11 protein-coding genes are annotated in these 12,919 nt (G+C 73.5%); 10 read left to right on the top strand and 1 reads right to left on the bottom strand.

Going from position 1 to position 12,919, the window contains the following annotated elements:
- Positions 1-29 precede the first annotated feature (29 nt).
- The 3 genes from FXF68_RS22130 (at position 30) to FXF68_RS22120 (ending at position 3,069) form a co-directional block, all read left to right on the top strand.
- Entirely contained in the window at positions 30-1,313 is a 1,284-nt protein-coding gene (locus FXF68_RS22130) for a sensor histidine kinase (RefSeq protein ID WP_148762119.1), read from the top strand.
- Positions 1,313-1,993, top strand: a complete 681-nt coding sequence (locus tag FXF68_RS22125; protein ID WP_148762117.1) for a response regulator transcription factor — start codon at positions 1,313-1,315, stop codon at positions 1,991-1,993. Before FXF68_RS22130 ends, FXF68_RS22125 begins: the two co-directional genes overlap by 1 nt.
- A gap of 158 nt (positions 1,994-2,151) precedes the next feature.
- Entirely contained in the window at positions 2,152-3,069 is a 918-nt protein-coding gene (locus tag FXF68_RS22120) for a glycoside hydrolase family 16 protein (RefSeq protein ID WP_148762115.1), read from the top strand.
- A gap of 30 nt (positions 3,070-3,099) precedes the next feature.
- Here the strand turns inward: FXF68_RS22120 and FXF68_RS42480 are convergent, their stop codons facing one another.
- Positions 3,100-3,681: a hypothetical protein gene (locus FXF68_RS42480; protein WP_187438035.1), complete on the bottom strand. Its 582-nt coding sequence runs from the start codon at positions 3,679-3,681 to the stop codon at positions 3,100-3,102.
- 756 nt (positions 3,682-4,437) lie between these two features.
- Here FXF68_RS42480 and FXF68_RS22105 point away from each other — a divergent pair.
- The 7 genes from FXF68_RS22105 (at position 4,438) to FXF68_RS22070 (ending at position 12,890) form a co-directional block, all read left to right on the top strand.
- Positions 4,438-4,845 carry a globin domain-containing protein gene (locus tag FXF68_RS22105; protein ID WP_187438034.1) on the top strand — a complete coding sequence of 136 codons (408 nt, stop codon included), beginning with the start codon at positions 4,438-4,440 and terminating at the stop codon, positions 4,843-4,845.
- Positions 4,846-4,852: 7 nt separating this feature from the next.
- Complete coding sequence (locus FXF68_RS22100; protein ID WP_148762109.1) at positions 4,853-6,100, top strand: globin domain-containing protein; 1,248 nt, start codon at positions 4,853-4,855, stop codon at positions 6,098-6,100.
- A 5-nt stretch (positions 6,101-6,105) separates the two neighbouring features.
- Complete coding sequence (locus tag FXF68_RS22095; RefSeq protein WP_187438033.1) at positions 6,106-6,786, top strand: DivIVA domain-containing protein; 681 nt, start codon at positions 6,106-6,108, stop codon at positions 6,784-6,786.
- A gap of 114 nt (positions 6,787-6,900) precedes the next feature.
- Complete coding sequence (gene ftsY, locus FXF68_RS22090; protein WP_148762105.1) at positions 6,901-8,046, top strand: signal recognition particle-docking protein FtsY; 1,146 nt, start codon at positions 6,901-6,903, stop codon at positions 8,044-8,046.
- 170 nt (positions 8,047-8,216) lie between these two features.
- A complete protein-coding gene (locus tag FXF68_RS22085) occupies positions 8,217-9,611 on the top strand; it encodes an ammonium transporter (protein ID WP_148762103.1) in 1,395 nt (464 codons plus the stop codon).
- Positions 9,608-9,946 (top strand): P-II family nitrogen regulator, encoded by a 339-nt coding sequence (locus FXF68_RS22080; protein ID WP_148762101.1) that lies wholly within the window; start codon positions 9,608-9,610, stop codon positions 9,944-9,946. The genes FXF68_RS22085 and FXF68_RS22080 overlap by 4 nt, the downstream gene beginning before the upstream one ends.
- A 73-nt stretch (positions 9,947-10,019) precedes the next feature.
- A complete protein-coding gene (locus FXF68_RS22070; protein WP_246178890.1) occupies positions 10,020-12,890 on the top strand; it encodes a [protein-PII] uridylyltransferase family protein in 2,871 nt (956 codons plus the stop codon).
- Positions 12,891-12,919 lie beyond the last annotated feature (29 nt).

Raw genomic sequence — 12,919 nt, 5'->3', positions numbered from 1 at the left:
TCTTCGGCAAGATCAAGATGAATGGCGTCATGAGGGTCGGCGCCCGTCAGATGGAGGGGTTCGCGATGCCGGACTCCGGTGTTCAGCTCCCGCCCGGGCTCCGGCGATCCGTCGAGACCAGGGTCGGCACCACGTTCGTCCTGCTCATGCAGCTTCGCGTGCTCGTCGTCGGGGTGACGATCCTGATGGACGGGCAGGTCCGCGGCGACCGGTGGGCGCTCGGCGTGCTGGTCCTCGCGGTGGTGGTGTCCGGGGTCGCCCTCGCGGGGTGGGAGAAGGTCGTCCTGCGGCTGTTCGAGCAGCCCGCCCTGCTGGCCTTCGACGTGCTCCTCGGCTACGCCGTGCTGCGCGTCGGCGGGATCTTCGGGCCGTACTTCCTCGTCACCGTCGTGACCGCCGGCCTCGCCGGGCTGCTCTACCGGTGGCAGGTGACCGCGCTGCTGTGCGCGCAGCAGACCGTCCTGTACTACACGGCGCTCTACCGGAACGCCCCGGACGACGACGGCCGCGTCGCGATGCCGCTGCTCGTCGTGCTGCCCGTGTTCTACGGCGTCGCCGCGCTGGTCGGGACGGTCCTGCGCCGCCTGTTCGACGAGCACGCCGCCGCCGAGGAGCGGCGCTGGCGGATGGAGGCCCTCGCGATGGCGGCCGAGGAGCGCACCCGGCTCGCCAGGGAGATGCACGACTCGCTGACCGCGACGCTCTCCGGGATCGCGCTGTCGGCGACCGGCCTGCCCGCCTGGCTCCGCAAGTCGCCGGACCGGGCCGCCGAGGAGGCGGCGCGGATCGCCACCGCCGCGCAGGTCGCGACCCGGGAGGCCCGCTCGCTGATCGCCGAGCTGCGCGACGAGGCGGGCGGGACGCCGCTCGCCGAGGCCGTCCGGGAGCTCGCGGAGGAGTGGCAGGGCCGCACCGGCGTCCCGGTCGGCGTGGACGCCGCGCCGGGCGCCGACCTCCCGCCGCCCGCCCGGCGCGAGCTGGTGACGATCGTCCGGGAGGCGCTGGAGAACGTCCGGCGGCACGCGGCCGCGTCCCGCGTCGAGATCGTCACGCGCGCCGTCGCGGACGGGGTGGAGGCGCGCGTCCGCGACGACGGCCGGGGCCTGCCCGGACGCCCCGACGACCCCGGCTGGCTGGACGCGCTCGCCCGCGGCGGACACTACGGCCTCGTCGGCATGCACGAGCGGGCCGGACGCGCGGGCGGCCGGCTCGCGGTCGCCTCCATCCCGGGCGGCGGCACCGAGATCACGGTGCTGGTCCCGGCGGCGGGCGCGGACGCCGAGCCCGCCGGCGCCGAACTGGGGAGCGGCTGATGGGCGACCGGGCCCCGGAGGCGCGCTACCGCGTCCTCGTCGTGGACGACAACACGTTCATCCGCGCCGGGCTCACCTCCGCGCTGGAGGCGACCGACGACATCGAGGTGGTGGGGGAGGCCGGGGACGGCCGCACCGCCGAGGAGATGGCGTGGCGGCTGACGCCCGACGTCGTCCTGCTCGACGTGCGGATGCCCCGGGTGGACGGGGTCAGCGCCGCCGCCGCGCTCAGCAAGATCAGCCGGGTCATCATGCTGACCCAGGTGGACGACCCCGACGTGGTGCTGTCGGCCGTCCGCAACGGGGCCGTCGGGTACCTCGTGCACAACACCTTCACCGTGGACGAGCTCGCCGCCGCCATCCGCGACACCGTTCGGCACCGGGCCCACCCCCTCTCGCACGCGGCCAGCGCCGCCCTCATCGACGCCGCGCGGACCGACCGTCCCGCGGCGCCCGCCGCCGATCCGGCGGAGCGGCGCGCGCGGTACGGCCTCTCCGCCCGCGAGGCGGAGGTGATGGAACTGATCGTGCGCGGTCTTGCGAATCAGGACATCGCGGCCAAGCTATTTCTCACCGAGAAAACCGTCAAGAACTACATCAACCGCATATATGCGAAACTGGGCGCGCCGAACCGGGCCACCGCCATCGTGACCTGGATCGGGCTGCCGCCGGGCGGCTGAACTGCGCGTACGCGATTGGGGTCCGCGGCCGCCGCGGCTAGGGCCCTAGGGCCCTAACGGCGTTCCGCGGCCCCGCCATAGCCTTCCGGACGAATGGAAAACACGCCGGACGGTGCCTTTCTCCGGGCCTCCGTCTCATTTCGTCCCGGAGGTGCACCGTGATTTTTCCGCCGCGCAACAGAATGGCCGCGGTCGGCGGCGGGATCGTGGCCGCCGGCTGCTCGTTCGCGCTCGCCGTCCCGTCCTCGTCGGCGCCGGGCCCGGACCCGTCCCGCGCGATCGCGCTCGGCGCGCTGGAGCGCTCCGCCCCGGCCGTGTCGTACACGAAGCCGGGGCCCAAGGACCAGGAGGACGCCGTCGCGGCGAAGGGCAGGAAGAAGCCGGTCCCGACCACGGCGGCGAAGCGCTACGGGTGGGGGCGCCCGATCGCCGCCGACGGGTTCCGCACGCTCGACCGGCGCGCCTGGGAGGTCTACACGGGGCCCGGCAACAACGGCAAGGGACGCCGTCTCGCCCGCGCCGTGACCGTGAAGGGCGGTGTCCTGCGGATCACCGGGACGCGCAACGGCGACACCGGCGGCCTCGCCTGGATGCGCGGCGCGCAGAAGGAGGGCCGCTGGGAGGCGCGGGTCAAGGTGAGCCGCGGCTGCGCCTGCTACAACGCGAACCTGCTGCTGTGGCCGGTGAACGGCGGCGGCGGGACGGACCCGCGCGGCGGCGGCGGTGAGATCGACTGGATGGAGACCTTCGGCGACCGCGGCCTGCGCGAGGGCACGAACTTCTTCCTGCACTACGGCCCCGAGGACGACCATCAGCGCAAGGACGCGCACGTCCGCGTCGACCTGCGGAAGTGGCACGTCTTCGCGGTGGAGTGGAACTCGCGGGGCGTGACCGGCTTCATGGACGGGCGGAAGACGTTCCACACGTCCGACCGCGCGGCGCTGCCGCCGGGGAAGATGGGGCAGGCCGTCCAGCTCGACTGGTTCCCCGGGCTCACCAAGCGGACGAAGGCCGGCGTCAGCCGGACGGCGCCCGTCACGCTGTCGGTCGACTGGATCGCGATGTACCGGCCGTGAGCCCGCGGGGCCGCCCGTGGGGCCGAACGCCTACTTCACGATCTGCCAGAGCTGGTTCTCGCGGCGGAGGGTGAACTTGTCCTGGAGGGTGCTCTCCACCATGGAGCCGCTCGTCCAGTGCAGGGCGGAGAAGGGGATGACCGCCTCCTCGCCCACGATCCGGCCGCCCTTCACCGTGACGGTGCGCAGGGCCTCGCGCTCCGCCGGGCGGACGAGGTGCGGCGTGTTGCGCACCCCCCGTTCGCAGTTGCCCTTGAGCGCCTCGCCGCGGACGAACTTCCCTCCCGGGGCGACGTAGCGGCAGACCGCCGGATCCCCGGCCGCCTGCCCGCGCAGGAACGCCTGGAGCGCCTGCCGCGCGCCCTTGATCCCGGGCTGCATCGCCGGGTCGGTGGAGCGCTCGACCGGCTTCGGCGAGGTCTCCGCGCCGGTGGGCGCGGCGGACGAGGGGGTGGGCGTGGCGGCGGACGAGGCGCCCGCCTCGGCGCCCTTGGACCCGCCTGAATCGTCGCCGCCGCAGCCGGCGAGGGCGGCGAGGAATGCCACGGCGAGCGCCGTCCCGGCGAGTCCGTGCCGGCCCCGGCCGGCATGGGCGGTGAATCGTCGGGTCATGGGTGCCTCCATGAACGCGGGGTGTCCGGACAATGCCCGGCGGCCGCCTTTCACCAAGATCAGGCGGCCAGCCGAAGATTAACGCCTTTCCCGGTGGATGACCAGAGGTAAGAACACGGGGCAGATCGGCCCGGACACGCATCGTCCCGGCCGCCCGCCGGACCAGCGCGGATAGGGCCCCCTATTCCCGGAAACAGGGCCCTAGGGCCCTGGGCCGGTGAATTGCGCGCCCGTAGCGTCTGCGGGAGACGGCACGACCAGCGGGAAGGGAATTCCACGTGAATGGGAGCGCGGAACGCGCGGCCCCGCCCCGCGCGGGCCGCGCCGGCCGCCGCCGCGGCCGGCGGCGGCCGCGCGCGGGCGCCGCGAGCCACCCGCGCCGCGCGACATCCGGAACCGGCGCCCCGCCCGGGGGCGGGCGCCGGTCCGGCGGTCCGGCGGTCCGGGAATTTCGCCGAAGGTGATATGGGACACGTTTTCCGGAACGGTCCCGAAGCCCGGCGTTCCGCATTTCGGACTCGCCATGCCCCGGTCTCCGTTTATTTCCAGCCGCCAATGGCGCATTGCGTCCCGTGTATTTCCGCCGGTTATCGGTTGATCGCCCGGACGGCCGTGCACCGACCGTGACAACGCGGCGACGCTGGCGGGCTTGTGCGCCCCGGAGCCATCCACTACGCATGTGCATCGTGGTTCTCCGGCCCCGCCGCCACACCGGACACCCCGCCCGGTGCGGAGGACCATCGAGAGGTGATGCCCATGGACCCGCGGAAACTCAAAGACAATTTCGCCCTGGTGGGCGCGAACGGCGTGGACGTCGCCGAATTCTTCTACGCCGACCTTTTCGCGCGGGCGCCGCAGCTCAGATCGATGTTCCCGGCCGGGATGGGCCGCCAGCACGAGGTGCTGCTCGGCGCGCTGTCGCGGATCGTCTCGTCCGTCGACGACCCCGACACGCTCGTCCCGTTCCTGCGGGACCTCGGCGAGCGGCACGTCGGCTTCGGCGTCACCGCCGAGCACTACGCGCCGGTCGGCGCGAGCCTGCTCGCCACCCTCGCCTACTTCACCGGACCCGGCTGGGACGCCGAGCTCGAACGCGACTGGACGGCCGCCTACGGCCTCGTCACCGACGTCATGACGGGGGCGGCCGCCGAGCAGGCCGTCTGAATCCGCCGTGGACGCCCAGCGCCTCAAGGACAGCTTCGCCCTCGTCGCGGAGCAGGGCGACGCCGTCGCCCTCTTCTTCTACTCCGACCTGTTCGTGCGCAACCCGCACCTGCGGGACATGTTCCCCATCGGGATGAGCCACCAGCGCGACAAGCTGCTGCGCGCCCTCGGGAGCATCGTCGCGAAGGTCGACGACCTGCCCGCGCTCGTCCCGTTCCTCCAGCAGCTCGGCCGCGACCACCGCAGGTTCGGGATCATCGCCGAGCACTACCCGCACGTCGGCGCCAGCCTCGTCGCCACCCTGCGGCACTTCTCCGGGGCGTCCTGGTCGGAGGACGTCGAGAACGACTGGAACGCCGCCTACGGCCTGGTCGCCAAGGTCATGCTCGAAGCCGCCGACGAGGACTCGCTGACCAGCCCCGCCTGGTGGAACGGCCAGGTCGTCGCGGTCGAACGGCGCCGGTTCGACATCGCCGTCCTGCGCGTCCAGCCGGACCGTCCGCTGCCCTACCTGCCGGGCCAGTCGGTCGCGGTGGAGGTGCCGTCCCGGCTGCGGCACTGGCGGTACTACTCGATGGCGAACGCGCCGCGTCCCGACCAGACCATGGACTTCCACGTCCGGCTGGTGGACGGCGGCCCGGTGAGCCCCGTCCTGGTGCGCGGGACGGAGACCGGCGACCGCCTCCGGATGGGCGCGGCCGTCGGCACCCTCACCCTGGACGAGGAGTCGGGACGCGACGTCCTGCTCGTCGCGGGCAGCACCGGCCTCGCGCCGCTGAAGGCGATCCTGGAGCAGATCGCGCGCCGTCCCGCCCCGCCGCGCGTCCACCTGTTCTTCGGCGCCCGCACCCGCGACGGCCTCTACGACCTGGAGGACCTCGCGAAGATGGCGGGCCGGTTCCCCTGGCTCAGGGTCGTCCCCGCCGTGTCGGACGAGTCGGGCGGGCACGGCTTCTCCACCGTCCTCCAGTCCGGGCCGCCGCCGGGCGCGCCGCCCGCGTCGCGGTCATGGTTCGACGCCCCCGGCCCGCCCTCGCCGGCGAGCGGCCCGCCGGGCGGGCCGCCGGGCGGGGGCGACGGCGTGGAGTACGGGAACCTGTCGGACGTCGTGGCGCGGCAGGGTCCGTGGGACGGCCACGACGCCTACGTGTGCGGGCCGGGCGCGATGGTCGGGCACACGGTCGAGCAGCTCGCGCGGCTCGGCGTCCCCAGGGACCGCATCCGGCTGGAAACCTTCGCAGACGCACAGAGGTGAGCGCGATGAACTCCCCGAACCTTCCCGTCGTCTCCGAGGGAACACGGCTGACCCCGGGCGAGCTCCACTCCGTGGTGTTCGCCCGGGCGGCGCTCGGCCGCCGCGGCTACGACGAGGAGCAGGTCCGCAACTTCCTCGCCTACGTCGAGCGGGAGCTCGTCCAGATCTTCAACGACCAGGCGGTCCTCGCCGACGAGGTGAACCGGCTGCGCGCCCAGGCCGCCAAGGGGACCCGCGGCGTGATGGCGCCCGAGGACGCGCACTTCCAGGCCGTCCGGATCCTGTCGCAGGCGCAGCAGACCGCCGACCTGTACGTGGCGGACGCCGAGCGCTACACCCGCGAGCTCGCCCACGAGGCGCGGCTGCAGCGGGAGGCGATCCTGTCCGACGCGAAGGGGCGCGCCGAGCAGATGCTGGAGGACGCGCACCGCAAGGCCGTCGCCGTCGCGGAGGCGGCCGTCCGGCACGCCGGGCAGCAGCAGCCGCCCGGGACGCCCCGCGCCGGAGGCATGCCGGACGGCGCCGGGGGCATGCCCGACGACGAGCGCCTCGCCCTCCAGCGCGAGGTCGCCTACCTGCGCACCTACAGCGACGTCTACCGCAGCCACCTGCGCAGCTACCTGGAGGCCCTGCTGCGCAACGTCGCCGAGTGGGAGGCGTCCGAGCAGTCGTCCCTGCCCCGCTGACCTGCGGTGACGGTCGTCCCCGCCCGGTGACGGGGGGACGGCGATTTCGCGCGGCGCGCCCCGGGGGGCAGACTGTGCCGCCGGGCGGACACCTTCTGTAAAACTGGGGGCGCTATGGAATATGTGATCGTCATCGCCGCGCTGGCGGCCGTCGCGCTGATCGCGGGCGGCGTCTGGCTGCTCGGGCCCCGCCGCACCCGGCCGCGCCCGCCCCTGGAGGGCCCCGCGGAACGGACCGGCGGCGCCACCGCCGTCGACGAGGCGGAGGCGGGCGCGACCGTCGCCGAGCGGCCGCCCGTGGAGGCCGCGCCGCCCGTCGTCGAGATAGAGAAGCCGCCGCCCGGCGCGGGGCGGCTCGTCCGGCTGCGCGCGCGGCTCGCCCGCTCCCAGAACACGTTCGGCAAGACCCTCCTCGGCCTGCTGTCCCGCGACACGCTGGACGACGACGCCTGGGAGGAGATCGAGGACACCCTGATCACCGCCGACATGGGCACGAGCGTCGCCCGGCAGGTCACCGACGACCTGCGCACGCGGGTCCAGGTCCTCGGGACGCGCAGCCCGGAGGAGGTGCGCGCGATGCTCAAGGACGAGCTGGTCAAGCAGATCGGCCCCGACCTCGACCGCGCGCTCCACACCGAGGCGCCGGGGGAGCGTCCGGCCGTGATGATGGTCGTCGGCGTCAACGGCACCGGCAAGACCACCACGTGCGGCAAGCTCGGCCGCGTCCTCGTCGGGGACGGCAAGACCGTCGTGCTCGGCGCCGCCGACACCTTCCGCGCCGCCGCCGCAGACCAGCTGGAGACGTGGGGGACGCGGGTCGGGGCGCAGGTCGTCCGGCGCGGCGAGGGCGCCGACCCGGCGAGCGTCGCGTTCGACGCCGTCAAGCAGGGCATCGAGTCCAAGGTCGACGTGGTCATCGTCGACACCGCGGGACGCCTGCACACCAAGACCGGCCTGATGGACGAGCTCGGCAAGGTCAAGCGCGTCGTGGAGAAGCAGGCCATGGTCGACGAGGTGCTCCTCGTCCTGGACGCGACGACCGGGCAGAACGGCATGCAGCAGGCCCGCGTGTTCGCCGAGGTCGTCAACATCACCGGCGTCGTCCTGACCAAGCTGGACGGCACCGCGAAGGGCGGCATTGTCGTCCAGGTGCAGCGGGAGCTGGGCGTCCCGGTCAAGCTGGTCGGCCTCGGCGAGGGTCCGGACGACCTCGCCCCGTTCGAGCCCGAGGCGTTCGTGGACGCGATCCTGGGGGACTGAAAATTCCGCTGATGATGCGGTAAATCCGGTTTGCGAGGTTTCGGAAACACCGGGGAAACACACCGGTGCGGGGTTTCACATCGCCGAAACACCCGGATCCTCCGGCTGAAACCGCCGCGTCCGAATCTCTGAGCAGTCGTGTTCTCCGGCGAGGAGGGGCTGTATCGGAGATGAAGATCGATAGCGGTGGTACCGCCTGGATGCTGACGAGCAGCGCGCTCGTCCTGCTGATGACGCCCGGGCTGGCCTTCTTCTACGGAGGCATGAGCCGGGCGAAGAGCGTCCTCAACATGATGATGATGAGCTTCGTCAGCATCGCCGTCGTCGGAATGGCGTGGGTCGTCTACGGCTACTCCCTCGCCTTCGGCGACGGCGGCCCGGTCGGCTCGTTCATCGGCGGGTTCGGCGACCTGGGGCTCGTCGGCCTGGAGAAGGCGGCGACGGCCGGCGACGGGACCGGGGTCCCGCAGCTCGTCTTCGCCGCCTTCCAGGCGACGTTCGCGATCATCACGGTCGCGCTCATCAGCGGCGCCGTCGCCGACCGCGCCAAGTTCGGGGCCTGGGTCGTGTTCTCCCTGGCCTGGGTGACGCTCGTCTACTTCCCGATCGCGCACTGGGTCTGGTGGACGGACGGCAAGGGCGCCTCCGGCTGGCTGTTCGACCTCGGCGCCCTGGACTTCGCGGGCGGGACGGTCGTCCACATCAACGCGGGAGTCGCGGCGCTGGCGCTGGTCCTCGTCCTCGGCCGCCGGAACGGCTGGCCGCGGGAGCCGATGCGGCCGCACAACCTGCCGTTCGTCCTGCTCGGCGCCGGGCTGCTGTGGTTCGGGTGGTTCGGGTTCAACGCCGGGTCGGCGCTGTCGTCCGGCGCGACCGCGGCCGTCGCGTTCGTCAACACGCTCGCCGCGGCCTGCGCCGCCGCGGTCGCCTGGATCGTCGTCGAGAAGCTGCGGGACGGCGCGTCCACCACGCTCGGGATCGCGTCCGGCATCGTCGCCGGGCTCGTCGCGGTCACCCCGGCGTGCGCGTTCGTGACGCCGCTCGGCGCGATCGCCATCGGGCTCGTCGCGGGTGCCGTCTGCGCGTTCGCCGTCAGCCTCAAGTACAAGCTGGGCTACGACGACGCGCTCGACGTCGTCGGCGTCCACATGGTCGGCGGGATCGTCGGCGCCCTGCTCATCGGCCTCCTCGCGACCACCGCCGTCAACGGCGCGGGCGCCGACGGGCTGCTCGCGGGCGGCGGGTTCGGGCTGCTCGGCAAGCAGGCGGTCGCCGTCCTCGCGACCCTCGCCTACTCGTTCGTCGTCACGCTCGTCATCGCGAAGGTCATCGACCTGGTCATGGGCTTCCGGATCAGCGTGGACGACGAGGCGGCGGGCATCGACGGGACGGTGCACGCGGAGACGGCCTACGACTTCGGCTCCATCCGCGCGGGCATCGGCTCGGGCGCCGGCGCCACCGCCGCCCCGCACGTCCGCGCCGCGGAGACCGCCGCGAAGAAGGTCGAGGCGGAGGGGACCGCCGCGGAGAAGGCCGAGGCGAAGAAGGTCGAGGCGAAGAAATGAAGCTCATCACGGCGGTCATCAAGCCGTTCAAGCTGGACGAGGTCAAGAAGGCCCTGGAGGCGTTCGGCGTCAGGGGCATGACCGTCAGCGAGGCCAGCGGCTACGGCCGCCAGAAGGGCCACACCGAGGTCTACCGGGGCGCCGAGTACCAGGTCGACCTCGTGCCGAAGGTCCGGATCGAGGTCCTGGTCGAGGCCGCGGACGCCGACGACATCATCGACGTCATCGTCAAAGCGGCCCGCACCGACAAGATCGGCGACGGGAAGGTCTGGGCCGTCCCGGTCGACTCGGTGGTCCGAGTCCGCACCGGCGAAACCGGCCCAGAGGCCCTCTGATGGCCACCCACCACTACATCGCTCGGTGCCGGTCGAGGCGCCAGCGGATCGTCCGGTGACGGAGGACCCGGCCATGGCCCGCTCGGTCACGGCCCGCGCCGCCCTCGCGGCGGCGCGGGCCGTGCGCACCGCCGAACTGGACCACTGGCTCGCCACCCTTCTCCCGGACGACACCGGAAACGAGGAGCGGAACGGCGCAGGCGACATCGCGTCGGACACCGCCGGGGACATCGCGTTGGACACCGCAGGGGGCATCGCGCTCGCCGCGGTCGGCAGCCACGCCCGCCGCGAGCTGACCCCTGGCGGGGACCTCGACCTGGTCCTCCTGCACCGCGACGTGCCCGGCGTGGCCGAGGTCGCGGAGCGGATCTGGTACCCGATCTGGGACTCCGGTCTCCGGCTCGACCACTCCGTCCGCACCGTCAGCGAGGCCCGAACCGTCGCCCGCCAGGACCTCAAGGCCGCCCTCGGCCTCCTGTCGGCGCGCCACATCGCGGGCACTCCAGCGATCGTGGACGAGCTGCGCGCCGCCGTCCTCGCCGACTGGCGGGCGGACGCCCCCGTCCGGCTGGCCGAGCTGTCCGCGCTGAGCCGCGAGCGGTGGGAGGCGCATGGCGAGCTCGCCTTCCTGCTGGAGCCCGACCTGAAAGAGGCGCACGGCGGCCTGCGGGACGTCCACGCCATGAACGCGGTCGCCGCGTCGTGGGTCGCGTCCGCGCCCGGCTCCCGCGTCCGAGCCGCCCACGACCTCCTCCTGGACGTCCGTCACGCCCTGCACAAGACCACCGCCCGGTCGTCGGACCGGCTCGTCCTCCAAGAACAGGACTCAGTCGCCCACGCCCTGGGCCTGCCGAACGCCAACGCCCTCCAACGCTCCATCTCCGAAGCCGCCCGCACCATCGCCTACACGAGCACCCACCTCTGGCGCCGCGTAGACCGCTACACCCGCACCCACCACAAACCCACCCCCCGCCCCACCAGCACCGCCCGCCTCCCCACCCGCGAGGCCCGGGACACCCGTCCTCCCACCAGCGTCCCCCGCCCCCTCGCCGCGCCGAACCGCGACTCCGCAGGGGACGAAGGACAACCCGCCGACGCCAACCGCAATCCCCTCAGGGGCAAAGGCCGCTTCACCGGGGCGGAGCGTCCCGTTCGGGAGGAGCAAGGGCTCGCTGGCGAGGACCGGCGGCCCATTGGGCAGGAGCGTCGGCCCGCCGAGGAGGAGCATCCGCCCGTTGGGCAGGAGTATCGCCCCGCCGGGAAGGAGCATCGGTCTGCTGGGCAACAGCATCGGTCTGCTGGGGAGAAGCGTCTGCCCGCCGAAGAGGACCATGGGCGCGTGGGGCAGGAGCGACGGTCTGCTGGAGAAGAGCATCGGCCCGTGGGGCAGGGGCATCGTACTGCCGGGGAGGAGGAGCGTCGTTCCAGTGGGCAGGTGCGTCGTGTTGTTCGGAATGGACGTCGCCTTGGCGAGGGTGGCGGGCGTTTTGCTGGGGTCGAGCGGCGGCCCGTGGGGGACGGGGCCGTCGAGCATGACGGTGAGGTCGTCCTCGCTCGCGGTGCAGACCTGAGCGACCCGGCGCTCGTCCTCCGCGTCGCCGCGGCCGCAGCCCAAGCGGGATTGCCGCTCGCTCCCGCGACCGTCGCCCGGCTCGCCGAAGATGCCGTCCTGCCCAGCCCGCCATGGCCGGACGGGGCGCGCGACGCCCTCGTGTCCCTGCTCGGCGCCGGTCCGGCGGCCATCGGCGTGTGGGAGGCGCTCGACCAGGCGGGGCTGGTCGTCCGCCTGCTGCCGGAGTGGGAACATGTCCGGAACCGTCCGCAGCGCAACCCCGTCCACCGTTTCACCGTCGACCGTCACCTGGTCGAGACGGCCGCGGGCGCCGCCGCGCTCACCCGCGAGGTCGCCCGTCCCGACCTCCTCCTCGTGGGCGCGCTCCTGCACGACATCGGGAAGGGCCGACCCGGTGACCACTCGACCAGCGGCGCGGTCATCGCCCGCGACATCGCCGCCTACCTCGGGTTCCCGGACGAAGACGTCCGCGTGCTGGAGACCGTCGTCCGCCACCACCTGCTCCTCCCCGAAACCGCGACCCGCCGCGACCTCGACGACCCGATGACCGTCCGCGCGATGGCCGAGGCGCTCTCCGCCGTGCCCGGCCGCGAGCGCGAGACCCTCGACATCCTCGCCGCCCTCGCCGTCGCCGACGGCATCGCCACCGGCCCCGCCGCCTGGGGCGCGTGGAAAGCCGGACTGGTCGCCGAACTGGCCCGCCGTGCCGCCGCGGCCCTCTCCGGCGGGACGCCGCCCGCCCCCGTCCTGGACCCCGCCCACCTGGCGCTGGCCCGCCACGACGGCGCCGCCGTCCGCGTCATCGGCTCCCGCGTCACCATCGCCGCGCCGGACCGTCCCGGCCTCCTCTGGCGCGCTGCCGGAGTCCTCGCCCTCCACCGCCTGGCGGTGAAGACGGCCCGCACGATCTCGTCCACCCCGGGCGAAGATCGGGCGGACGGGACGGCCGTGCTCGACTTCACCGCCGTGCCCGAGTTCGGAACGCCGCCGGACCCGGCCGCGCTGGAGGCCGACCTGCGCCGCATGCTCGCGGACCGCCTAGACGTCGCCGACCGCCTGGAACGCCGCTCCCGCTCGACACGACCGCCCCGTCCTGGGCTGACCGTCCCACCGCCCCGGGTGGCGATCGTGGACGACGCCTCCCGCACGGCCACCGTTGTAGAAGTCCGCGCCCACGACCGCCCGGGACTGCTGTGGCGGATCGGCCGGACGCTCGGCGCCTGCGGCCTCCAGGTCCGCGCCGCGCAGGTCGACACACTGGGCGCGGAGGCCGTCGACGTCTTCTACGTGGTCGACCAGGCCGGCCGCCCCCTAGACGACCCGGCCGCCCTCGCCACCCTCCGCTCCCGAGTCCTGGCCACCCTCCACTAACCCACCCGCCCTCCCCTCATCCACCGAAC

The sequence above is a fragment of the Actinomadura decatromicini genome, assembly GCF_008121305.1.
In the GTDB taxonomy this organism is placed as follows: Bacteria; Actinomycetota; Actinomycetes; order Streptosporangiales; family Streptosporangiaceae; genus Spirillospora; species Spirillospora syzygii.
The sequence above is the reverse complement of the archived record's forward strand: the minus strand, read 5'-3'. Positions and strand labels throughout refer to the sequence as shown.